This is a genomic window from Collimonas sp. NPDC087041, assembly GCF_044745265.1.
Taxonomy (GTDB): domain Bacteria; phylum Pseudomonadota; class Gammaproteobacteria; order Burkholderiales; family Burkholderiaceae_D; genus Collimonas.
This window is the reverse complement of the sequence record NZ_JBIUZX010000002.1, coordinates 237,545-259,707: the sequence shown is the minus strand read 5'-3', so window position 1 is coordinate 259,707 and position 22,163 is coordinate 237,545. Positions and strand designations below refer to the sequence as shown.

The 22,163-nt window shown below is 57.2% G+C and carries 19 protein-coding genes; 11 read left to right on the top strand and 8 right to left on the bottom strand.

The annotated features are described in order from the left end of the window. The first annotated feature begins 19 nt into the window (after window positions 1-19). Both ACIPF8_RS04265 and ACIPF8_RS04260 read left to right on the top strand, forming a co-directional pair. On the top strand, window positions 20-1,165 hold the full coding sequence (locus tag ACIPF8_RS04265; RefSeq protein ID WP_400417447.1) for a DUF2827 domain-containing protein: 1,146 nt from the start codon (window positions 20-22) through the stop codon (window positions 1,163-1,165). Beyond that, window positions 1,162-2,301 (top strand): DUF2827 domain-containing protein, encoded by a 1,140-nt coding sequence (locus tag ACIPF8_RS04260; protein ID WP_400417444.1) that lies wholly within the window; start codon window positions 1,162-1,164, stop codon window positions 2,299-2,301. Before ACIPF8_RS04265 ends, ACIPF8_RS04260 begins: the two co-directional genes overlap by 4 nt. A 121-nt stretch (window positions 2,302-2,422) precedes the next feature. Here the strand turns inward: ACIPF8_RS04260 and ACIPF8_RS04255 are convergent, their stop codons facing one another. Further along, complete coding sequence (locus tag ACIPF8_RS04255) at window positions 2,423-4,735, bottom strand: penicillin-binding protein 1A (protein WP_400418194.1); 2,313 nt, start codon at window positions 4,733-4,735, stop codon at window positions 2,423-2,425. Window positions 4,736-5,164: 429 nt separating this feature from the next. Here ACIPF8_RS04255 and ACIPF8_RS04250 point away from each other — a divergent pair, with 429 nt between their 5' ends. From ACIPF8_RS04250 to ACIPF8_RS04215, 8 genes are all read left to right on the top strand, one after another. Next, the gene (locus tag ACIPF8_RS04250) at window positions 5,165-6,244 is read left to right on the top strand and encodes a pilus assembly protein PilM (protein WP_400417441.1); all 1,080 of its coding nucleotides are present in this window, start codon (window positions 5,165-5,167) and stop codon (window positions 6,242-6,244) included. Then, window positions 6,244-6,894 carry a PilN domain-containing protein gene (locus ACIPF8_RS04245; protein WP_400417438.1) on the top strand — a complete coding sequence of 217 codons (651 nt, stop codon included), beginning with the start codon at window positions 6,244-6,246 and terminating at the stop codon, window positions 6,892-6,894. The genes ACIPF8_RS04250 and ACIPF8_RS04245 overlap by 1 nt, the downstream gene beginning before the upstream one ends. Window positions 6,895-6,904: 10 nt before the next feature. After that, window positions 6,905-7,564, top strand: coding sequence for a type 4a pilus biogenesis protein PilO (locus ACIPF8_RS04240; protein WP_400418191.1), 660 nt, complete (start codon window positions 6,905-6,907; stop codon window positions 7,562-7,564). Beyond that, window positions 7,561-8,109: a pilus assembly protein PilP gene (locus ACIPF8_RS04235; RefSeq protein ID WP_400417437.1), complete on the top strand. Its 549-nt coding sequence runs from the start codon at window positions 7,561-7,563 to the stop codon at window positions 8,107-8,109. The genes ACIPF8_RS04240 and ACIPF8_RS04235 overlap by 4 nt, the downstream gene beginning before the upstream one ends. Beyond that, window positions 8,106-10,295, top strand: a complete 2,190-nt coding sequence (gene pilQ / locus ACIPF8_RS04230; RefSeq protein ID WP_400417435.1) for a type IV pilus secretin PilQ — start codon at window positions 8,106-8,108, stop codon at window positions 10,293-10,295. The genes ACIPF8_RS04235 and pilQ overlap by 4 nt, the downstream gene beginning before the upstream one ends. Before the next feature lie 96 nt (window positions 10,296-10,391). Further along, complete coding sequence (gene aroKB / locus ACIPF8_RS04225; protein WP_400417432.1) at window positions 10,392-12,119, top strand: bifunctional shikimate kinase/3-dehydroquinate synthase AroKB; 1,728 nt, start codon at window positions 10,392-10,394, stop codon at window positions 12,117-12,119. Next, entirely contained in the window at window positions 12,116-13,267 is a 1,152-nt protein-coding gene (locus ACIPF8_RS04220) for a deoxyguanosinetriphosphate triphosphohydrolase (protein ID WP_400417429.1), read from the top strand. Before aroKB ends, ACIPF8_RS04220 begins: the two co-directional genes overlap by 4 nt. Window positions 13,268-13,351: 84 nt before the next feature. Further along, window positions 13,352-14,041 (top strand): DUF4197 domain-containing protein, encoded by a 690-nt coding sequence (locus ACIPF8_RS04215; RefSeq protein ID WP_400417427.1) that lies wholly within the window; start codon window positions 13,352-13,354, stop codon window positions 14,039-14,041. Between the two features lie 169 nt (window positions 14,042-14,210). Here the strand turns inward: ACIPF8_RS04215 and hpf are convergent, their stop codons facing one another. From hpf to ACIPF8_RS04180, 7 genes are all read right to left on the bottom strand, one after another. Continuing rightward, complete coding sequence (gene hpf / locus ACIPF8_RS04210; RefSeq protein WP_400417425.1) at window positions 14,211-14,561, bottom strand: ribosome hibernation-promoting factor, HPF/YfiA family; 351 nt, start codon at window positions 14,559-14,561, stop codon at window positions 14,211-14,213. A 155-nt stretch (window positions 14,562-14,716) separates the two neighbouring features. Next, window positions 14,717-16,198 (bottom strand): RNA polymerase factor sigma-54, encoded by a 1,482-nt coding sequence (locus ACIPF8_RS04205; RefSeq protein WP_400417423.1) that lies wholly within the window; start codon window positions 16,196-16,198, stop codon window positions 14,717-14,719. 179 nt (window positions 16,199-16,377) lie between these two features. Further along, window positions 16,378-17,145, bottom strand: a complete 768-nt coding sequence (lptB, locus tag ACIPF8_RS04200; RefSeq protein ID WP_400417421.1) for an LPS export ABC transporter ATP-binding protein — start codon at window positions 17,143-17,145, stop codon at window positions 16,378-16,380. After that, window positions 17,142-17,684: a lipopolysaccharide transport periplasmic protein LptA gene (gene lptA / locus ACIPF8_RS04195; RefSeq protein ID WP_400417418.1), complete on the bottom strand. Its 543-nt coding sequence runs from the start codon at window positions 17,682-17,684 to the stop codon at window positions 17,142-17,144. The genes lptB and lptA overlap by 4 nt, the downstream gene beginning before the upstream one ends. A 53-nt stretch (window positions 17,685-17,737) precedes the next feature. After that, window positions 17,738-18,331 carry an LPS export ABC transporter periplasmic protein LptC gene (lptC, locus tag ACIPF8_RS04190; RefSeq protein WP_400417415.1) on the bottom strand — a complete coding sequence of 198 codons (594 nt, stop codon included), beginning with the start codon at window positions 18,329-18,331 and terminating at the stop codon, window positions 17,738-17,740. Beyond that, the gene (locus ACIPF8_RS04185) at window positions 18,328-18,930 is read right to left on the bottom strand and encodes a KdsC family phosphatase (protein ID WP_400417413.1); all 603 of its coding nucleotides are present in this window, start codon (window positions 18,928-18,930) and stop codon (window positions 18,328-18,330) included. Before ACIPF8_RS04185 ends, lptC begins: the two co-directional genes overlap by 4 nt. Next, a complete protein-coding gene (locus tag ACIPF8_RS04180) occupies window positions 18,930-19,961 on the bottom strand; it encodes an SIS domain-containing protein (RefSeq protein ID WP_400417410.1) in 1,032 nt (343 codons plus the stop codon). The genes ACIPF8_RS04185 and ACIPF8_RS04180 overlap by 1 nt, the downstream gene beginning before the upstream one ends. A 129-nt stretch (window positions 19,962-20,090) precedes the next feature. Here ACIPF8_RS04180 and ACIPF8_RS04175 point away from each other — a divergent pair, with 129 nt between their 5' ends. Beyond that, window positions 20,091-22,079 (top strand): cation:proton antiporter, encoded by a 1,989-nt coding sequence (locus ACIPF8_RS04175; protein ID WP_400418188.1) that lies wholly within the window; start codon window positions 20,091-20,093, stop codon window positions 22,077-22,079. The last annotated feature ends 84 nt before the right edge of the window (window positions 22,080-22,163 follow it).

Here is a 22,163-nt window from a genome sequence, read left to right as displayed (position 1 = left end):
TTCTAATTTTTGCTAGCCCATGAAAAAAATCAATGTAGGAATTTCCGTCTTTGCCGTCAACGGCGCGCAGATATGGTCGAACGGCATCAACCAGAACCTGGCATTCCTGGTGATGCTGCTACAACACAGTCCGCAAGTCGGAAAGGTGTTTTTGCTGAACGGCGGCAATCTGGATCAGATGCCGACAGAGATGGGACTGGATCTTCTCGACGTGCCGCTGGTCAAGCCGCAGGACGTGACTTTCGAAATCGATGTGGTGATCGAAATGGGCGCGCAGTTGCCGCTGGAATGGTTGCGCCATGTGCGTGCGCTGGGCGCCAAGATCGTCACATTATTTGTCGGCCATACCTATGCCGACAACGCCGAAGCGCCGATGTTCGGCGGCGCGAGCGGGCAGATTTTCAACGGTACGCCGTGGCATGAGATATGGACCTTGCCGCATCACATGAAAGCCAGCGGGCCTTTGCTGCGTACTGTGTCGCGCGTTCCCGTGCACGCGGTGCCGCACATCTGGTCGCCGTTGTTTTTGCAAAAGAAGATCGACGCTGTGGAGCAAGGTGGCCATCCGTTCGGCTACAAGCCGAGCCGTGGCGCAGACCGGCCAGGCTGGCGCACGGCGATTTTCGAGCCCAACATTTCAGTCGTCAAAAGCTGTTTCATCCCGATGCTGGTGTGCGAGCAGGCATTCCGCCTGGATCAACGTTCGATCAGCATGATGATGGTGATGAATACGGTGCATATGAAAGAACATCTGACTTTCAACCGCTTTGCGATCAACCTCGATTTGACCAAGCAACACAAAGCGACCTACGAACCACGCGTGTCGTTTGTCGATTGCATGGCGCAGCAAAAGATGGATGCGGTGGTGTCGCATCAATGGGAGTGCGGCCTCAACTACCTGTACTACGATGCCCTCTATGGCGGCTATCCGCTGATTCATAATTCAGATTATCTGAAGGCCGACGGCATCGGCATCTATTACCCGGATTTCGAAGCCAGCGCCGGTGGTCAGGCGTTGCTCGATGCCTGGCAACAGGAACCCGAATTCTGGGATGACTATAAAAAAACCGGGGCGGCCTACTTGAGCAGGCTTGATCCGGCAAATTCGAATAACGTGGACGCATTTGTGAAAAGACTTCAGAACCTGGTGGAGGGCCAGCCATGAGCGCCTCGCTGCCACAAAAAAAATTACGCGTGGGCGTAACTCTGCATGTGCGCTCCGGGCCGCAATCGATCTGGGAAAACGGCATCTTCCAGAACTGCGCCTTCCTGGTGCAACTGTTCAATCAGTCACCGGCAGTCGAGCGCGCAGTCCTGGTGCTGGACGGCGATGTCGACCAGGTCAACGACGCCATGATGCTGGGCGATCTTGGGATCGACATGATAGGCCTTGACCAGGCGATGCAAACGCTTGATGTCGTGGTCGAAATGAGCGCGCAACTGAATGAAGACTGGGTGCGCCAATTCCGCGAGCGCGGCGGGCGTTATGCCTGGATGCGAGTCGGCAACGATTACGTGATCGATATCGAGCGTGCGATGTTCAACAAGCCGCATGGCGGCCTGTGCAGCAACAAGCCCTACGATGCAGTGTGGACCTTGCCGGAGTACCTGCGCAGCTGCAAGGATTATTTCGGCTTGACCGCGCGGGCGCCGGTGCACATCGTGCCGCATTTGTGGACGCCGCTGTTTTTTCAAAAAGGCATCGACACCTTACCGAGCCATCTCAGCTTCGGCTATCAGCCGGGCAAGCCGCGTTGGCGGGTGTGCAGTTTCGAACCGAACGTCTGCATGGTCAAGACTTCATTGCTGCCGATGCTGGCATGCGAGGAGGCGTATCGTGCGCAACCTGGGTTCCTGGACTCGCTGCGTGTGTGCAACACCTTGCACCTGAAAGAGCACCTTAAGTTTACTCAGTTCGCGCGTTCGCTGGATGTCGTGAATCACGGGCTGGCGTCGTTTGAAGGTCGTTTTGCGGTGTATGAATTCATGGCCAACTATGGCGACTGCATCATTTCGCATCATTGGGAAAACGGCCAGAATTATCTGTACTACGAAGCCTTGTACGGCGGCTATCCGCTGATCCACAACTCGGAATTCATTCGCGACTACGGCTACTATTATCCTGAGTTCGATTCGTTCGCCGGCGGCCAGGCGGTGTTGAAAGCATTTGCCACGCATGACGCGCAGTTGGATGATTATCGTCAGAGTGCAAAGAAGTTGTTACGCACTCTCGATGTCAGTTATCCGGAGAATATCGAGATCTATACGCAGCGCTTGCTCGATCTGTATTCCAAGCAGTAAGGTGGACACCTCGGTGTCCACGCGTAACCTCGATAGCCGGAGCGTGGACAAATTCAGGTCGCACGCAATTGGCAAGTAAGTGGAGTGAATTCACGCGTGGGCACGATGTGCCCACCCTAGGTCAGAACAATTCGTTCTTGACCTCGTCCTTGGCTTTTTCTTCCTCTGTCGGCTCCGTCGTGCCGCCGCCCAGGTTCTGGGTGGCGACTCCCGGCGGGTATTCCGCGTAATAATATTCGCCGCCTGAGTGGATCAAGCCATCCGGCACCACGCGGTCTTCGTTTGGCACGCCTTTCAGCGCCTGTTGCATGAAACTGATCCAGATCGGCAGCGCCAGGCCGCCGCCGGTTTCCTTGTCACCCAGGCTCTTCGGCTGGTCATAGCCCATCCAGCCGACTGCTACCAGCGACGGTTGATAGCCGGCGAACCATGCATCCAGCGAATCGTTGGTGGTGCCGGTCTTGCCGGCCAGGTCGGTGCGGTTGAGTGACATAGCCTTGACTGCCGTGCCGTAGCGCACCACGTCACGCATCATGCTGTCCATCAGGTAGGCATTGCGCGGATCGATCACCCGATTGGCTTCATCGCCGGCAACTTCAGGATGTACCTGCGACAGCACGTTGCCGTTGGCATCGGTGATCTTGCTGATGATGTAGGGGCTGACCTTGTAGCCGCCGTTGGCGAATACGGCATAGCCGCCGACCATCTGCAGCGGCGTGACAGCGCCGGCGCCTAGGGCTAACGTCAGGTATGGCGGATTTTTGTCAGCATCGAAGCCGAAACGCGTCACATACTCCTGACCGTATTTGGCACCGATCTTGTCAAGAATGCGTACCGACACGACATTCTTTGACTTCGTCAATGCCCGCCGCATGCTCATCGGGCCTTCGTACTTGTTGCCATAGTTCTTCGGCTGCCAGATCTGGCCGCCGGTTTGGCCGCCGCCATAGGTGAGCGGCGCGTCATTGATGATGGTGGCCGGCGACAGGCCTTTTTCCAGCGATGCCGAATAGATGAACGGCTTGAATGACGAACCCGGCTGACGCCACGCCTGGGTGACGTGGTTGAATTTATTGCGGTTGAAATCGAAGCCGCCGATCAGCGCGCGGATGGCGCCGTCCTTGGTGTCGGCGGCGATAAACGCCGATTCCACCGCGGGCATCTGCGTGATGGTCCAGTTTTTCCCTTCCAGCATGACGCGGATGATGGCGCCGCGCTTGACCTTGCGCTGTGGCGGCGCCTTGTCGCTCAACAGGTTGGTGGCGATGCTCAGGCCGGCGCCGCTGATGCTGATTTCCTGGCCCGAGGACAGCACCGCACGCACCAGCTTGGGTGTGGCTTCCAGCACCACTGCGGCGACGATTTCATCGCTGTCTGGATGATCGGCCAGCTCTACTTCGATCGCGTCTTCAGCGGCTTCCTTGCCGCTGTCAGGGATGTCCATGTAGCCTTCGGGGCCACGGTAGCCGCGTCGTTTTTCGTAATCCATGACACCGCGTCGCACGGCAATATAAGCGGCATCCTGGTCGGCTTTGGTGATGGTGGTGAATACATTCAGGCCGCGCGTGTACGTGTTTTCCTTAAATTGGTCGTACACCAGCTGGCGCGCCATTTCCGAGACGAACTCCGCGTGGATGCCGAATTCGCTGGCGCCGCTCTTGGTATGCAGAGGCTCGTTCTTGGCTTGTTCGTATTGCGCCTGGGTGATGTAGCCGAGCTGCAGCATGCGCAGCAGGATGTATTGCTGGCGCACTGTTGCACGCTTCGGATTGACGATTGGATTGTTGGCCGACGGCGCCTTTGGCAGGCCGGCCAGCATCGCCGCCTCGGCGATCGTGATGTCCTGCAGTTTCTTGCCGAAATAAATCTGTGCGGCCGAGGCAAAGCCGTAGGCGCGCTGTCCCAGATAAATCTGGTTCATGTAGACCTCAAGGATCTGGTCTTTGGTCAGGTTGCGCTCGATCTTCCAGGCCAGCGGAATCTCATAGAGAAATTTGCGCGATGCCTTCTGGAAGAAGGTCGGTTCGTTACTGGTCAGGAAAAAATTGCGGGCGACCTGTTGCGTGATCGTGCTGGCGCCGCCGCCGCCGCCGGTCAGGTTGGAGAAGGTGGCGCGCAGGATGCCCTGGTAATCGACTCCGCCGTGCTGATAAAAGCGGTCATCTTCGATCGCCAGCACGGCTTTCTTCATGACGTCGGGGATTTCGTTGATATGCACCAGGCTGCGCCGCTCTTCGCCGAACTCGCCGATCAGGACACCATCAGCGGAGAAAATGCGCAGCGGGATCTTCGGCTTGTAATCGGTGAGTGAGTCCAGTTCCGGCAAATTCGGATAGGCCATCGCCAGCATCAGCAGAAAAGTTAGTGCTCCGATAACGACCAGGCCGGCAACAATGCCAAAGAAACCAAGCAGCAATCGCAACAGCAGCGGCATGCGACGGTGAGGTATAGGGGCAATCGGGGTGTCGCTAGCTGAATCGGTAGGCGTCATGCGAGGCGTTTTCGAAGTAGGAATGCCACGCATTATAGCGGCACAGCAGTTGGCTCAAAACTTGCTCTGCATCATGCGGTCTTGTTGGTAGCGCAATTTCGTTGCGAAATGCAGACAAAAATTGTCGCTGGAAATCAAATTAGCATGGATGGAGTGCATGTGGCGCAACATTACATAATATATAGGCAATTGCCCACAGGAAAATTTCTTTACAGTACCGTCCTCTTATTGCTACGATTTCACGTTACCAAATTTAACATTGCTGTAAGCCCTGTTTTACAGGTTTTTCCTAACTTCGAGACGGTACTCTGTATATGCGACCGCCTTGTAGGCAGAATGTTCCCCAAATAATACATACAGGGAGAAATGCTCTTGGCATTCGATCTTGGATCGCTGATCGGTAAAAAGAACCCACCCCTGGTGGGCATTGATATAAGTACATCGGGCGTGCGGCTGGTGGAGCTGTCCGAGTCCGGCAAGGATCAACTACGCCTTGATCGTTACGCCTCTGAACCGCTGCCGCGCGGCGCGGTGGTGGATGGCAATATTGAAAACATCGAGCAGGTCACGGAAGTGGTCCGGCGGCTTTGGAAAAAAAGCGGCTCGAGCACCAAGCTGGTGGCTCTGGGCATGCCGCCTGCGTCGGTGATTACCAAAAAGATCATTCTTGCGAGCGGCATGCTGGAAGAAGAGCTGGAGATGCAGGTCGAATCCGAAGCCAGCCAGTACATTCCGTTTGCCTTGGATGAGGTCAGCCTCGATTTCGACGTTATCGGTCCGGCGCAACATTCGCCTGACGATGTCGAAGTACTGCTGGCAGCGACGCGTAAGGAAAAGGTCGAGGATCGGGTTGCGGTGATAGAGGCCGCAGGCCTCAAGCCGACTGTCATGGATATCGAATCCTACGCGGCGCGCGCAGCAATCAACCGCATCATCGGCCAGTTGCCGAAGGCCGGACAAGGACAGATCGTCGGCCTGTTCCAGATCGGGACCCAGACGACTCACGTCTCGGCGTTGCTGGATGGGCAACTGATTTATGAACGCGAGCAGCCTTTCGGCGGCAACCAGTTGACGCAGGATATCGTGCGCGCCTATGGCTTGTCCTACGAAGAAGCGGATCTGAAGAAGCGCACCGGCGACCTGCCTGAAGGTTATCAGCAGGAAGTGTTGAATCCGTTCCTGGAGAGCGCCGCGCTGGAAGTCACCCGGGCAATCCAGTTCTTCTTTACCTCGACGCCTTATACCCGTCTGGACCAGTTGTTCCTGGCTGGCGGTTGCGCAACCATCCCCGGTCTGGTGGAAGTGGTTGCCGGCCGGGCCAAGATTTCGACATCGGTAGTCAGCCCTTTTACCGGCATGCAGCTCGGCCCGAATGTGCGGGAAAAACAATTGCGCCTTGATGCGCCGTCCTATCTGGTTGCTTGCGGCCTGGCCATGCGGAGGTTCGGCTGATGATCAAAATTAATCTTTTACCGCATCGCGAAGCCAAGCGTAAGCAGCGCAAGAACGCTTACTTCGCCATGCTGGTGCTGTCCGCGATTATCGGTTTGATAACGGTATTGCTGGTGGGGGCATTTTTTGCCAACAGCATCTCGAAACAGAATGAGCGGAACAGTTTCATCACTGCGGAAAACACGCGTCTCGATGGTGAAATCAAGGAAGTGGCGACACTGCGGCAGGAAATCGATGCATTGAAGGCGCGGCAACAGGCCGTCGAGGACCTGCAAAGCGATCGTAACCAGCCGGTGTACCTGATGGATGAACTGGTCAAGCAGGTGCCGGAAGGCGTCTACCTGAGTTCCTTCAAGCAGGAAGGACAACGGGTTGCCTTGAACGGTTATGCACAATCGAATGAGCGGGTTTCCGAGCTGCTGCGCAACCTGGGCAACAACTCGGCCTGGCTGGAGCGTCCGGACCTGATTGAAATTCGGGCAGCCAACATTGGTGGTACCGGTCGCGACAGCAAGCATGTGTTCGCGTTCACCGTCAACGTCGGCATCAAGCGTCCTTCCGACAAGGATGCGAAGGATGCGGGGGAGATACCGAAAAAAGCTGGCACCGCAGCCGTAGCTGCAGCCGCGCCACCTGCAACCACCAAATGAGAGACGCGCAATCATGGATTTGAATAATTTGGGCGCTTCGTTAGGGGCGCAGTTCCGCGGGCTGAATGGCCGCCATCCCGGCCAATGGCCGATCGTTCCGCGCGTGTTGAGCGGCGTCGCTGTGTTTTTGCTGGTGTTGGTGGTCGGCTGGTTTTTTTACTGGAGCGACCAGCAGGATGAACTGAATGCCGGCGAGCAGAAGGAAGTCCAGCTGAAAGAGCAGTACAAGTCAAAAATCCAGCAAGCCATCAATCTCGATGCCCTGCGCAAGCAGAAGCTGCAGGTCGCCGAATACGTGGTCACGCTGGAGAAGCAACTGCCGAGCAAGGCGGAGATGGATGCGCTGTTGTCCGATATTAACCAGGCCGGTTTGGGACGGGGTTTGCAGTTTGAACTGTTCAAGCCTGGCCAAGTGGTGGTGAAGGACTACTACGCGGAACTGCCGATCAATATCAAGGTGAATGGCAGTTATCACGACGTCGGCTCGTTTGCCAGCGACATCGCCAATCTGCCGCGCATCGTGACCCTGAACAACATGAATTTGGTAGCCGGCAAAGATGGCTCGTTGAGCCTGGATGCGATTGCCAAGACTTTCCGTTATCTGGATAAGGACGAAGTGGCGGCACAGCGCAAGGTCGCCGATTCAGCTAAGCAGAAAGGTCAAAAATGACGTTTTTTCGCATTGGGCGTTTGACCCAGGTGACATTTTTTGTCGCAACCATCTCAACTTTGTCAGGTTGCGGCGACAGCGGCGTACAGGACGTCAAGGAGTGGATGGCCGACACCAAGAGCCATGCCCGCGTCGGTATCCCGAAGCTGACCGAGCCGAAGAAATTCGTGCCTTTCGTGTATGCCGGGGCGACCAGTATCGATCCCTACAATCCCAGCAAGCTGCTGGTGGCGCTGGCCAAGTTGCAGGGTAATTCAACCGGCCTGAAGCCGAATCTGGATCGGCGCCGCGAAACACTCGAAAACTATCCGCTGGATACGATCAAGATGGTGGGCACATTGCAGAAAGTCGGCTTGAGCTATGTCTTGCTGCAAGTCGACAGGACTGTGTTCCAGGCCAAAGTGGGGAATTACATCGGACAGAATTTCGGCATGGTGACAGCCATCAACGAATCCGAAGTAACTTTGAAAGAAATCGTACAAGATGCGTCCGGCGAATGGGTCGAGCGCGATGCCAAGTTAGCGTTGCAGGAGAGCACAAAATGATTGCAGCAGGAAAAAAATTCGTTAACCTGAGCGTAGGCCGGCTGAGCGTGATTCGACAGAAAGCGTTGATGCTGTGCGCGTTGCTGTGCCTGGTAGGGACCGGGACTGCGGCGCTGGCGGCGGACAATAACGCCATCACCTCGATCAACGCTAATCAACAAGGCGCCAACGTTATCGTTCGCGTCAATTTCAAGCGGCCGTTGACTGCCGCACCAACCGGTTTTTCGATCATTAGTCCGGCTCGCATCGCACTGGATTTTATCGGTATCGACAATGCCACCGGCAAGACCTCGCAAGACATCAGCCTGGGCGATGTCCGCAATGTGGTCCTGGCACAAGCGGATGACCGCTCGCGCCTGGTGTTCAACCTGAAGCGGTCGCTGTCTTATGCGACAGCGCTGGATGGCAATACCCTGGTGGTGACCATCGACGGCTCAGGCGGTTTGGCGGCTCCGCTCAATGCGGCAGGAGTTCCTGCAAGTCCGGCAGCGACGACAGCAACTGCGGCCGCAGCACCGGCGCCAGCGCCATTGTTGAACGGCAAACCGGCATTGCGCGACATCGATTTCCGCCGTGGAACAGCAGGCGAGGGTCGTGTCGTGATCGATCTGCCGAATACCCAGGTCGGCGTCGACGTGCATCAGCAAGGTCAGACGGTGGTGGTTGATTTCCTGAAAACCGCCTTGCCGGATGTCCTGCGTCGCAAGCTGGATGTCGGCGATTTCGGCACCCCGGTGAAGACCATTACTACGGTCACCCAAGGCGACAACGTGCGCATGATCATTGAACCGAAGGGCCTGTGGGAGCAAAGCGCTTACCAGACCGACAGCCAACTGGTGATCGTGGTCAAGCCGCTCAAGGAAGATCCGAACAAGCTGGCGCAAGGCACGCAAGGCTATCGCGGCGACAAGCTGTCGCTGAATTTCCAGAACGTCGAAGTGCGCTCCGTGCTGCAGGTGATTGCCGACTTTACCGGTCTCAATATCATCACCAGCGATACCGTTGGCGGCAACCTGACTTTGCGCCTGAAAGACGTACCTTGGGATCAAGCTCTGGATATCGTGATGCAGGCCAAGGGCCTCGACATGCGCAAGAACGGTTCGGTCATCTGGATCGCGCCGAAAGACGAGTTGCTGACCAAAGAGAAGCTGGAGCTTGAACAACGTTCGCAAATTGCTGAACTGGAACCATTGCGCACCGAGTCTTTCCAGCTGAACTATCAAAAAGCTGAAGCCTTCAAGAAGGTATTCGGGATTGATGATGCAGGTAGCGGCGGCGGTAGTGGTAGCGGCAAGAAGAACAGTATTTTGTCATCGCGCGGCAGTGCCGTGATCGATCCGCGTACCAATCAATTGTTCGTGACTGATACGCCGACTATCTTGCAAAACATCCGCAACCTGGTTTCGAAGGTCGATATCGCTTCACGGCAAGTATTGATCGAAGCACGCATGGTAGAAGCGAACGATGGCTTCAGCCGCAATCTTGGCGCCAAGCTTGGCTTTGGTTTCAGCAGCACGAATGTTGCAGCCGGTGGACAGCAGGCTACGACCACCAGCACGACAGGCAGCAATTTGGCACCAGGCGTGACCGGGAATTCGGTCAATTTGCCTGCAGCACCTAGTTCCGGAACTGCGGGGTCCGTGGCTTTGAGCCTGTTTAATGCCGCGGCCTCCAAGTTCATCAGCCTCGAATTGTCGGCCCTGGAGGCGGATGGACAAGGCAAGATCATCTCCAGCCCACGTGTTGTGACCGCTGACCAACAGAAAGCCCTGATTGAACAAGGTACTGAAATTCCTTACCAAAGTGCAACCAGTAGTGGTGCGACATCGGTTGAGTTCAAGAAAGCCAATCTGAAATTGGAGGTAACCCCGCAAATCACTCCAGATGGTAATGTTATCCTTACCGTTGATGTGACCAATGATAGCGTTGGCGCCACCGTTCCTGGCGGTGTGGCGATCAACACGAAACACGTCCAGACCCAGGTCCAGGTTGAAAATGGCGGTACGGTGGTGATCGGCGGTATTTACACCCAGACAATTTCAAATGATGTTAATAAAGTGCCACTGCTTGGAGATATTCCGGTTCTGGGTTATCTTTTCAAACAATCGGCAGTTACTAACAAGCGAACTGAATTATTGATTTTCCTGACACCGAAAGTCGTTGTTGACCGGGTTGCTGCGCACTAATAGGTTGTTACAGGCCACTAACTGCACAGGGACGCCGGTTCTGCGCCGGTGTCCGCATTTGAGCAAAAGGTTGAGTGGTGAAATGGTGCGTTGCACATGAAAGGCAATATCTTTCTGGTCGGCCTGATGGGTGCGGGCAAGACTACGGTTGGCCGTGCCCTGGCAAAGAAACTCAACAAGTTATTCATTGATTCCGATCACGAAATCGAGGCGCGTACTGGCGTCTCGATTCCGTTGATCTTTGAAATTGAAGGCGAAGAGAGCTTCCGGCAGCGCGAAGCGGAAGTGATACGCGATCTGAGCGCACGGCGCGGGATCGTGCTGGCTACCGGTGGCGGCGCCATCCTGAAGCCGGAAAATCGCGCATATCTGAAATCCCGCGGCACCGTCATTTACCTGCGGGCCAGCGTCCATAACATTCTCCAACGCACCAGCCGCGACAAAAGCCGGCCATTGCTGCAAACCGCGGACCCACGCCGACGCCTGGAAGAACTGTCTCGACAAAGAGAGCCGTTTTATCGCGAGGTGGCCGATATTGTCATCGACACCGGGCGACCTAACGTACAATTCCTGGTGCATAGCATCCTGAGCCAGCTTGACCTGCTGCCTGACGATCCTGACGCTGAAGCAGATACTGCGCAATTTATCGGCAGGCAGGCGAGCGGTACCACTACTAATTCACCGAATTTTCCTATGAATCAACCGGTTTCTTCTTCGAACCAAGTCCCAACCATCAGCCTGCAGGTAGAGTTGGGAGAGCGTAGCTATCCGATCGAGATCGGCTCGTCGCTGCTGGGCGATCGCGAGCGTATCGCGCGCCTGATCAGTGGACGGCAGGTCGCCGTGGTGACCAATACCACCGTGGCGCCGCTGTACCTGCAGCGCGTGACGCAGACCTTGCAGGAAGCCGGCAAGAGCGTGCTCGAGATCATCCTGCCGGATGGTGAGGAAGAAAAGAACTGGGCCAGCCTGATGCAGATATTCGATCGCCTCCTGGCTGCCAAATGCGACCGCAAGACCACGCTGATTGCTCTTGGCGGCGGCGTGATCGGTGATCTCACCGGGTTTGCCGCTTCCGCTTACATGCGCGGCATTCCGTTTGTGCAAATTCCCACCACGCTGCTGGCGCAAGTCGATTCGTCGGTGGGCGGCAAGACCGGCATCAATCATCCGCTCGGCAAGAACATGATCGGCGCGTTTTATCAGCCGCAGGCGGTGATCGCCGACACGCTGACGCTGCATACGCTGCCGGATCGCGAATTGTCGGCCGGCCTGGCCGAGGTCATCAAATATGGCGCGGTAATCGACGCCGCATTCTTCAAATGGATTGAAGACAATATCGATAAATTGATGGCGCGTGATAACGCAGCTCTGGCGTATGCGATCCGTCGCTCATGCGAACTGAAAGCCGACGTGGTGCGGCAGGATGAGCGCGAAGGCGGTTTGCGCGCGATCCTGAATTTCGGCCATACCTTTGGCCACGCGATCGAGTCCGGCCTGGGTTACGGCAAGTGGCTGCATGGCGAAGCGGTCGGTTGCGGCATGGTCATGGCCGCCGATCTGTCGCATCGTCTGGGCCACATCACTGCAGTCGACAAGGAACGCCTGTGCGCGCTGGTGCGCGCCGCCGGTTTGCCGACCGAGGCGCCGAATCTTGGCGTGCAGCGCTGGCTGGAGTTGATGCAGGTCGATAAGAAGAACGAAGACGGGCAGATCAGGTTCATCCTGATGAAACCCCTGGGCGGCTCTCTGATCAGCGCTGCGCCGCAGGATGCGCTGCTGGCGACCATCCAGCAACTGGCTTCGGGAGACATGCCGCGATGAACCCGGAAGCGTCTCTCGCCACGTATGCCGCACATTCTGCGCAGTCGCGAGGACGCTTGTTTGACGAAGCGCCTCCCAGCGCCCGCACCGAGTTCCAGCGCGACCGCGATCGCATCGTCCATTCCACCGCTTTCCGCCGGTTGGAGTACAAGACCCAGGTGTTCGTCAATCATGAAGGCGACCTGTTCCGCACGCGCCTGACCCACAGTATTGAAGTAGCCCAGATTGCGCGCTCGATTGCGCGTAACCTGCAACTGAATGAAGACCTGGTGGAAGCGATTTCGCTGGCCCACGATCTCGGTCACACGCCGTTTGGCCATGCCGGCCAGGATGCGCTGAATGCCTGCATGGAGCCGCATGGCGGCTTCGAGCACAACCTGCAAAGCCTGCGCGTGGTGGATCAGCTGGAACAGCGCTACGGCGCGTTTGACGGCTTGAATCTGATGTTTGAAACCCGCGAGGGCATCCTCAAGCATTGCTCGCTGGCGAATGCCCGCAAGCTCGGCGATATAGGTCAGCGTTTCATCGACCGCAAGCAGCCGGCGCTGGAAGCGCAAGTGGCCAACCTGGCCGATGAGATCGCTTACAACAATCATGATGTCGACGACGGCTTGCGCTCGGGTTTATTGACACTGGAGCAGATGAACCAGATCGATTTCTACGCGTTGCACAGCCGCGAAGTAGAGCGGATTTTTCCTGGATTGACGGGGCGGCGTGCGATCAATGAAACGGTGCGGCGCATGATCAATGCGTTGATCACCGACCTGATCCAGACATCGCAGGAGCGAATCCAGGACGCGAAGGTGCAGACGCTGGACGATGTGCGCAATGCGCCGCCGCTGATCGCATTTTCCGACGGCATGGCGCAGCAGGCTGCCGTTCTCAAGCGCTTCTTGCGCGAAAACCTGTATCGGCACTATCTGGTCAATCGGATGACCAGCAAGGCGCGCCGCATCGTGGTGGAATTGTATGAATGTTTTACCGATGAACCCGCATTACTGCCGCCGGACTATCAATTGCCGGCCGATGGCCAGCACAGTCCGCAGCAACAGGCGCGCCAGGTTGCCGACTACATCGCCGGCATGACCGATCGCTATGCGATACGTGAACATAGGCGCCTGTTTCTGGTGGACGAAGGGCATCTGTAAAGGTTGCACTGAAGCCAAACGCATCATCGCAGCAGCTTGGGTTAGACTTGGTTGTTATCTACTTAACTTTATCAAGGATCAATTATGCGTCGCGTATACCAAACAGCAGTGACATTGACTCTGGCCTTGTCGGCAACTGCCGCGCTGGCTCTATCGTTGAGCGACCTGAGCAACCAGGACGCCAGCAGCGGCCTGAAAGCCGCGTTGCAAAAAGGAGCGGACGTTGCCGTCTCCAAGCTGGGCGTGACAAACGGCTTCCTGAATAACGACAAAGTGAAAATCGGCTTGCCGGGTATACTTGAGAAGGCGCAGCCAATACTGAAAATGACTGGCAAGGGCCAGCAGCTGGATGATCTGGTGGTGTCGATGAATCACGCTGCAGAATCGGCTGTGCCGCTGGCCAAGCCGCTGTTGATGAATGCGGTCAAATCGATGTCGGTGACGGATGCAAAAAACATCCTGACAGGCGGCGATACTTCCGTGACCGATTTTTTCAAGCAGAAAACCTCGGCCGAATTGGGCCAGAAATTCCTGCCTATCGTCAAAGGCGTGACCGATCGTAACGGCCTGTCGGCGCAATATAACGCGATCATGGGACAAGTCGGCAAGACCGGCATGGTGCCGGCCCAGCAAAGCACGGTGGAAGGTTATGTGACCCAGCGCGCGCTGGATGGCTTGTACACCATCATCGGTGAAGAAGAGAAAGCGATTCGCCAGGATCCGGTCGGCGCCGGCAGCGCGATCATCGGCAAGGTATTCGGTGCGTTGAAATAATCGCTGCTTTTGCGGGGCCGTGCCGCACGGCGGCGCGATCATCGGCAGGCAAGTAATTCGGGCTGCAGTGTCGCCCGTAAAAATAACTAAGGGCGCATTGACTGCGCCCTTGTTCATTCATTGGCGCGAGCTACTGAGCTCGTACGCCGGAGTTCGATTGACGGCCGGTTCAGGTCGCGGCGGGTAGGTCTTCCGGGACATGCTTGATGGAATCATGCTGATGATCCTGCATCTTGTCCTTGTATTTGATCACCTGGCGATCGAGCTTGTCGATCAGTGCATCAATGGCGGCATACAGGTCGTGAGCGATGCTTTCAGCATGCAGGTCCTTTCCTTTTACGCGCAGATTGATTTCCGCTTTTTGGCGCTTTTCTTTTTCAGTGATTTTGTCGACGGTCAGAATCACGCTGATATCGATGACCTGGTCGAAGTGACGTTTGATACGTTCCAGCTTGCTTTGTACGTATTCGCGAATGGCAGGGGTTAATTCGAGGTGATGCCCACTGATGGTGAAGTTCATACAGCGCTCCTATGAAGAATATTGCTGGCGGTTCTGAACAGGTTGCGTTGAATCTTTAGGCGAGCAATCAAGAGCGGACTGCTCTGGCAAGAATCGGTAAAACCCGCTTTGTCTGAACACAGCAAGGGTAAGCTCTACAATCAAACCACAAAAAACTACAAGGCCTTGCGTAAATTAACAGACGGAATCTTTAGTGCTTCGCGATATTTTGCGACGGTGCGGCGGGCGACCACCATACCTTGTTCCGCAAGCATGTCGGCAATCTTGCTGTCAGAGAAAGGATTTTTTGAATCTTCTGCTCCTATCAGTTGTTTAATGAGTGCCCGTATCGCTGTTGAGGAAGCCTCTCCACCTGCCTCAGTAGCAACATGGCTGCCGAAGAAATACTTCAGTTCAAACATCCCGTGGGGAGTGAGCATGTATTTCTGAGTGGTTACACGAGAAATAGTGCTCTCGTGTAGACCCAGTGTATCAGCTATTTCACGCAACACAAGCGGCCTCATTGCGACCGCGCCGTGTGAAAAGAAGTTCCGCTGGCGCTCGACAATTGCCTGCGCCACTCGCAGGATAGTGTCGAAACGCTGCCGCATATTCTTGATCAGCCACTTGGCTTCCTGCAGCTGAGAAGTCAGTGCGCCTTCCCCTTTGCTTTGCCGCAAAATGTTGGCATATAGAGCATTTACGCGCAGTCTAGGCATGACGTCATTGTTCAACATGACCTGCCAGCCTTGCTTTGAGCGCCTGACGATGACGTCCGGCACTACGTAGTCGGAGGTGTTGGCGGCGAACGGCGCGCCGGGGTGAGGATTGCATTGCTTGATGACGGTCTGCGCTTCGCGCAGGTCCTCGTCATCACATTCAAGCGCTTTCTTAATCTTATTGAAATCGCGTTGCGCAAAAAGCATCAGGTGATCTTGCACAATCGCCAATGCCAGGCGACGCGTGACAAATGGCACTTTGACAAAGCGATTGATTTGCAAGGTCAGGCATTCGGACGCATTGCGTGCGCCGACGCCGGCCGGATCGAAGCTTTGCACCATGCTCAGCGCCGTCGATAGTTCCTCGACGTCAATCTCCAGCTCGGCCGGCAGGCGCTCATGGATTTCCTCCAGCGACTCTTCCAGGTAGCCGTTGTCGTCCAGCGCATCGATCACCAGTTCGACCAGCGCCCGATCGCGCAGATCGTGGACGGTTTCACGCATCTGCTGTTGCAGGTGCTCGCGCAAAGTCGATTCGTGCGCTTCTAGCTGTGGCCTTGCGTCTTCATCGTCCGGGGTTTTGGCGTTACGGGCGACATCGTCGAAACTCCATTCGCCCTCGCTGCTTTCGGGCGCGTTGTCGCTGGCCGCAGGGGTATCGAAACTGGCTTCGACTTCAGTCGGTGAGCTGCTCACTTCACTGTCGCCGACCGGCGCATCCATGGTCGAGGTCGAGCCGCTGATGGCGCCGTCGGCGAGTAGACGCACGGAGTTGTCGAGCGGGTCGTCGACCCGTTCCAGCAGTGGATTGTCGGAGAGTATTTGTTCCAGCTCCTGATGCAGTTCGAGCGTGGACAATTGCAATAGCCGGATCGACTGCTGCAATTGAGGCGTCAGCGCAAGATGCTGCGAGGTGCGTAGCTGGAGTGATTGTTTCATGGCTCTCGTGCGGACAATTCACTTCTATTCTTAACTGCGGGACTGAACTTGACGGCTGCAACAGCACAGCACGTCAATCTGTCCACGGCGCATTGGACAACGGATAATTTATTCAGAAAATAACAAGCAGAATTCAAGCTATGCCTTAGCGCGGCACGATTACGCTGCAACCGGCGTGTCTACATGCGGAAATGCTCGCCCAGATATACGCGTCGTACCGATTCGTCGGCAATGATGTCGTCCGGACTGCCGCTGGCCAATACGCTGCCCTGGTTGATGATATAGGCGCGGTCGCAAATGCCCAGCGTTTCACGCACATTGTGGTCGGTGATCAGTACGCCGATGCCGCGCTCTTTCAGGAAGCGTACGATGCGCTGGATTTCGATGACGGCGATCGGATCGATCCCGGCGAATGGTTCATCCAGCAGCACGAAGCGGGGATTGGTCGCCAGCGCCCGGGCGATCTCAACACGCCGGCGTTCACCGCCGGAGAGCGATAGCGCCTGGCTCTCGCGCAGTTTTTCAATCTGCAATTCATGCAACAGCTTCTGCAACTGTTCGTCGATTTCTGCCTTGGTGAGCGGCTTGCCGTTAGGCTGCTGCAGCTCCAGCACAGCGCGGATATTGTCTTCCACCGTCAGCTTGCGGAACACCGATGCTTCCTGCGGCAGGTAGGACAAACCAAGCACGGCGCGGCGATGGATCGGCAGGCGCGAAATGTCGACGCCGTCGAGATCGATCTCGCCGCCATCCGATGGCACCAGGCCGACGATCATGTAGAACGACGTGGTTTTGCCGGCGCCGTTCGGCCCCAGCAAACCGACCACTTCGCCGCACTGGACGTTGAGTGAAACGTCATGCACGACCTGACGCGCACCGTAGCTCTTCTGCAGACCTTTAACGATCAGGTTGCTAGGGGTCCCAGGTGTCCCGGGCGTGGCGCTCATTGGGCAACCTTCGGACGTGGCTGGATCACCGCGCGGATGCGGCCGGCGCCCGGTTGGCTATTGCCATTGACGGTATTGTTGACCGAATAGAATTCGGTGCGGCTGTCGTAGGAGATGAATTCGCCGTTGACTTCATCGGTCGGCTTGTCGCCCTGCAGGCGGCGCATCTGCGCTTTCGAAAACAGCTTGGTGACTTCAGTCTTGCCATCGTATTCGATGCGTTCGGCATGGCCGTCGATCCACAGGTCCGGGCCACCGTCGCGTTTTTGCTTGAACGTGGCGAGCTTGCCTGGATCAGCGTACAAGACGGCGTACTGGTAGCCGGCCGGATCGGTGGTCACCACGACGCGGTCAGCCTTCATCAGCAGCGTGCCGCGCGTCAGCACCACGTTGCCGGTGGCGACGTTGACCTGCTTGACATCGTCATACGTGAGCTGGTCGGAGTCGATCAGCGTCGGTTTGTCGGAGTCGGCTTTTTCCGCATGGGCAATGCCCACGGCGCTAAGCAGCAACAGAGAAAGCAAAAATAGTCGTTTCATGAAAAATCCTGGGTAAAGGATGGAACCGCATACATAAATTGTGTGGCTTGCGCTTAATGCGGCTTTGGCGGAAAGACGCCGTGCACCTTGCTGAACATTTTCAGCACGCGCGTGGAATTATTAAAATACATGCCGGTGCCGTTCAGTTTCGATTGCCCCAGCGTGATTTCTGCCGGCAGATCGGTTTGCATGACATCGTCGTCCGGCAGCAACAACAGGTATTCCGATTTCAAGTGGAAATTGTCGGCCATCGCCGTCTTCGGGCGATCGGCGTTGACATCGCCATACAGGTGAACCTTGCTGTTGTCGTCTTCAACCTTGCCGCGGTCGGCGCGCAGGTTCATCGGCGGCTTTTCCTTATCCAGGCTGTGCACGATTGGTTTCTGGATGTCGAATGAATCGTCGACCGGATTGTGCGTCAGCAGGTCGCCGGAGATGTTGTAGCGCGGCTGCCCGGTGGGAGACATCTGCACGTAGTTGAACGTCTCCACGTAATAATCCGGCTCCACGCGCGTTGGCTTGGGCAGCAGTTCATCGGTATCCCTGTGCATCACCTGCACCAGCCAGAAACTGCCCAGCGCCAGTATCACGAACAGAACCAGCAGCAGCATGAAGCGGAAGCGGTAAGTGGAGCGGAGATTTTTCATGCCGGGGCCGAGCCTTGTGGAGTGGGGCGCAGATAAGCCGCCAGCGCCGCTTCATAGGTGTCTTGCGCCTGCATGATGAGATCGCACACTTCACGCGCTGCGCCTTGGCCACCGGCGGTTTGAGTGACGTAGTGGACGCGCGCCCTGACTTCGCGATGGCCGTTGGGCACGCTCACTGCAAAGCCGACCTGCGACAGGATCGGCAGGTCGATCACATCGTCGCCGATGAAGCCGCAGGCATCGGCGTCGAGCTGCAGTTGCGTCAGCAATTGGATGAATGCCGAGTGTTTGTCATGCACGCCTTGCTGGACATGGGCGATGCCAAGATCGGCAGCGCGGCGGCTGACGATTGCCGATTTGCGCGCGCTGATGATTGCGGTGGCGACACCGCTTTGCTGCAACTGCTTGATGCCGTGGCCGTCCAGCACGTTGAAACGCTTCAGTTGCTCGCCGTCGGCGCCGTACAGCAAGCCGCCGTCGGTCAGGATGCCGTCGACGTCGAAAATCATCAGGCGCACGCGCGCGGCGCGTGCCATCAGTTCCGCCTCGGGCAGGGCCGGATTAACTGACACGTTGTTGTACGGAATGCCGGCTGCCATCAGATAACCTTGGCGCGGGTCAGGTCGTGGATATGCAATGCGCCGACCAGCGTGCCGTCGGTGTCCGTCACCAGCAGCTGATTGATGCGGAATTGCTCCATCATGTGCACCGCGTCGACCGCCAGTTGATCGGCGCTGATCGTGCGCGGATTGGCATGCATCACATCGGCGATCGTCAATTTGGTGAAATCCTGGACCTGTTCGATCAAGCGGCGCAAGTCGCCATCGGTAAACACGCCGATGACGTGGAATTTGTCGTCGACCACGGCGGTCATGGCGATTCCCTTGCGGGTGATTTCCAGCAACGCGTTCGACAGCGGTACATCCGCCGTCACCGCTGGAATCGCTTCGCCGCTGCGCATGACATCGCGTACGTGGGTCAACAGCCTGCGGCCGAGTGCGCCGCCCGGATGGGAGCGGGCAAAATCTTCTTCACGGAAGCCGCGCGCGTCCAGCAGCGCTACCGCCAGTGCGTCGCCCATCGCCAGCGTGGCGGTGGTGCTGGCGGTTGGCGCCAGGTTCAATGGGCAGGCTTCCTGCGCCACGCCAACGTTGAGATGAACGGTAGCCAGTTGCGCCAGTGCCGACGTATCGTTGCCGGTCATCGCGATCAGGCTGGCGCCCATGCGTTTGATGATCGGCACAATCGCCATCAGTTCGGCGGTCTCACCGGAATTTGAAATCGCAATGAAGGCATCGTCTTCGGTCACCATGCCGAGATCGCCATGTGCGGCTTCAGCCGGATGGATGAACAGCGCCGGCGTGCCGGTGGAGGCGAGCGTGGCGGCGAACTTGCGGGCAATATGTCCTGACTTGCCGATGCCCGAGACCACTACCCGGCCGCTGCAGGTGAGCAGCAGGGATACGGCTTGGGCGAAGGGATCGCTGGCGTCGTCGGAAATCCGGTTCTTCAATGCAATGATGGCATCCGCTTCGATTTGCAGGGTGCTGCGGGCAAGCTCCAGCGCACGGCCGGCATCGAACGTCTTGGGCAAGGTTTTTGGCAAAATTTTGGTATCGGTTAGACTCATCCCGAAAGTATAAACGAATTCCTAAAGCAAAAAACTTGCCAGTGGCGATCAGAAACAATTAATCTGTCTTCAATGTACGCTGTTAGCGTTGCAGCAACAAAACATTAATCCCATACCAATTGATCAATGATGCTTTCCGGACTTGAACTGACCATCCTGCTGCTGGGCTCCGCCGTACTGGGCGTTGTAGCCTTTCGCAGCTTTCATTTACCGCCGATGCTCGGTTATCTGGTGGTGGGGATATTGATCGGCCCGCACGCGCTCGGGTTTGCCGAAGACAATGCCACCACCCACGCGCTGGCCGAATTCGGCGTGGTGTTCCTGATGTTCTCGATTGGCCTGGAGTTTTCGCTGCCCAAACTGACGGCGATGCGGCACATCGTGTTCGGTTTGGGGATGGCGCAGGTGCTGCTGACGATCGCCGCCACCATGCTGTTCGGCTGGGTGCTGGCGCTGGTCCTGCCGCAGGTGATCAACATCAGCTGGCAGGCGGCGTTTGCGCTGGGCGGTGCGCTCACCATGTCGTCGACGGCCATCGTTTCCAAATTGCTCACTGAACGGCTGGAACTGGAAACCGAGCACGGCCGTCGCATCATCGGCATCCTGCTGTTCCAGGATCTGGCGCTGGTGCCCTTGCTGATCGTGGTGCCGGCGCTCGCCGAGCATAGCGGCAACCTGCTGGCGACACTCGCCTGGGCCAGCGGCAAGGCGATACTGGTGCTGGTCCTGCTACTGTTTTTCGGCCAGAAGCTGATGCGCCGCTGGTTCCAGATCGTGGTGCGGCGCCGTTCGCAGGAATTGTTCATGCTGAACCTGCTGCTGATCACGCTGGCTTCCGCCTGGATCACCGAGCGCGCCGGGTTGTCGCTGGCGCTGGGCGCGTTCATTGCCGGCATGCTGATTTCGGAGACGGAATACAAGCATCAGGTCGAAGAAGACATCAAGTCGTTCCGCGATGTGCTGCTGGGTTTGTTCTTCATCACCATCGGCATGCTGCTCAACCTGCGGCTGGTGATCGAACACTGGTGGCTGGTGCTGTTGTTGCTGATCGGTCCGGTGTTCCTCAAGTTCGTGCTGATCGCCGCTTTGGCCAAGCTGTTCCGTTCTTCTACCGGCGTGGCGCTGCGCACCGGGCTGGCGCTGGCGCAAGCCGGTGAATTCGGTTTCGTGCTGTTGAACCAGGCCGGCGGCCTGCAGTTGGTCGATCCCTTGCTGGTGCAGCTGATCCTGGCTTCGATGGTGCTGTCGATGCTGGCGGCGCCGTTCATCCTGGCCAAGTCCGACGCAATCGTGATGAAGCTGTCGGCCAATGAGTGGATGATGCAATCGCTGGCGCTGACGCAGATTGCGACGCGTACCATGGCGACCAAGAAGCACGTGATCATCGCCGGCTTTGGCCGCAGCGGCCAGAGCCTGGCCAAGCTGCTGGAAGAAGAAGGCATCGGCTACCACGCGCTTGATCTCGATCCGGATCGGGTGAGCGAGGCACGCGCCGCCGGCGCGCATGTGTCGTATGGCGATGCTTCGCGCCGCGAGAGCCTGGTGGCGGCAGGTGTACACCGTGCGGCCGCACTGGTGATTACCTATGCCAGTACGCCCTCGGCCCTGAAAGTCTTGCATCATGTCAGCGAGCTGGCGCCTACCTTGCCGGTGATCGTGCGCAGCTACGACGATACTGATCTCGACAAGCTGCGCGCCGCCGGCGCCACCGAAGTGGTGCCGGAAGCGATGGAAGGCAGCCTGATGCTGGCTTCGCATGCGCTAGTCATGCTGGGCGTGCCGCTGCGGCGCGTGGTGCACCGGGTACAGGCGTCGCGCGACGAGCGTTATGCGGCGCTGCGCGGGTTCTTCCACGGCGTCGACGATGCGCCGGATGCTGCCGATCATCTGCAGGTACGTCTGCATACCGTGGCTTTGCCGGAAGGCGCCAAGGCCATCGGCAAGACGCTGGCCGGGTTGGGTTTGCCGGAAATCGGCGCCGAGGTTACCGCCGTGCGGCGTGGCCGTAGCGGCATCGATACGACGCCGGAGACGGTGCTGCAGGTAGGGGATGTGGTGGTCTTGCGCGGTGCGGCGGAAGCCATTTCCAGGGCAGAGGGGCGTTTGTTGCAGGTGTAGCAACGTGGCCACAGCGCCAGCCCTGCTGTTTGTAAATTGTTGGAAATAATACCCATTCTCATTCAATCGAGAATTACAATACAC

Bases quoted from the DNA above. Each gene is read 5' to 3' on its own strand.
- ACIPF8_RS04265 (WP_400417447.1), top strand. From the start codon at position 20: ATGAAAAAAATCAATGTAGGAATTTCCGTCTTTGCCGTCAACGGCGCG.
- ACIPF8_RS04260 (WP_400417444.1), top strand. From the start codon at position 1,162: ATGAGCGCCTCGCTGCCACAAAAAAAATTACGCGTGGGCGTAACTCTG.
- ACIPF8_RS04255 (WP_400418194.1), bottom strand. From the start codon at position 4,735: ATGCCGCTGCTGTTGCGATTGCTGCTTGGTTTCTTTGGCATTGTTGCC.
- ACIPF8_RS04245 (WP_400417438.1), top strand. From the start codon at position 6,244: ATGATCAAAATTAATCTTTTACCGCATCGCGAAGCCAAGCGTAAGCAG.
- ACIPF8_RS04235 (WP_400417437.1), top strand. From the start codon at position 7,561: ATGACGTTTTTTCGCATTGGGCGTTTGACCCAGGTGACATTTTTTGTC.
- pilQ (WP_400417435.1), top strand. From the start codon at position 8,106: ATGATTGCAGCAGGAAAAAAATTCGTTAACCTGAGCGTAGGCCGGCTG.
- aroKB (WP_400417432.1), top strand. From the start codon at position 10,392: ATGAAAGGCAATATCTTTCTGGTCGGCCTGATGGGTGCGGGCAAGACT.
- ACIPF8_RS04220 (WP_400417429.1), top strand. From the start codon at position 12,116: ATGAACCCGGAAGCGTCTCTCGCCACGTATGCCGCACATTCTGCGCAG.
- ACIPF8_RS04215 (WP_400417427.1), top strand. From the start codon at position 13,352: ATGCGTCGCGTATACCAAACAGCAGTGACATTGACTCTGGCCTTGTCG.
- hpf (WP_400417425.1), bottom strand. From the start codon at position 14,561: ATGAACTTCACCATCAGTGGGCATCACCTCGAATTAACCCCTGCCATT.
- ACIPF8_RS04205 (WP_400417423.1), bottom strand. From the start codon at position 16,198: ATGAAACAATCACTCCAGCTACGCACCTCGCAGCATCTTGCGCTGACG.
- lptB (WP_400417421.1), bottom strand. From the start codon at position 17,145: ATGAGCGCCACGCCCGGGACACCTGGGACCCCTAGCAACCTGATCGTT.
- lptA (WP_400417418.1), bottom strand. From the start codon at position 17,684: ATGAAACGACTATTTTTGCTTTCTCTGTTGCTGCTTAGCGCCGTGGGC.
- lptC (WP_400417415.1), bottom strand. From the start codon at position 18,331: ATGAAAAATCTCCGCTCCACTTACCGCTTCCGCTTCATGCTGCTGCTG.
- ACIPF8_RS04185 (WP_400417413.1), bottom strand. From the start codon at position 18,930: ATGGCAGCCGGCATTCCGTACAACAACGTGTCAGTTAATCCGGCCCTG.
- ACIPF8_RS04180 (WP_400417410.1), bottom strand. From the start codon at position 19,961: ATGAGTCTAACCGATACCAAAATTTTGCCAAAAACCTTGCCCAAGACG.
- ACIPF8_RS04175 (WP_400418188.1), top strand. From the start codon at position 20,091: ATGCTTTCCGGACTTGAACTGACCATCCTGCTGCTGGGCTCCGCCGTA.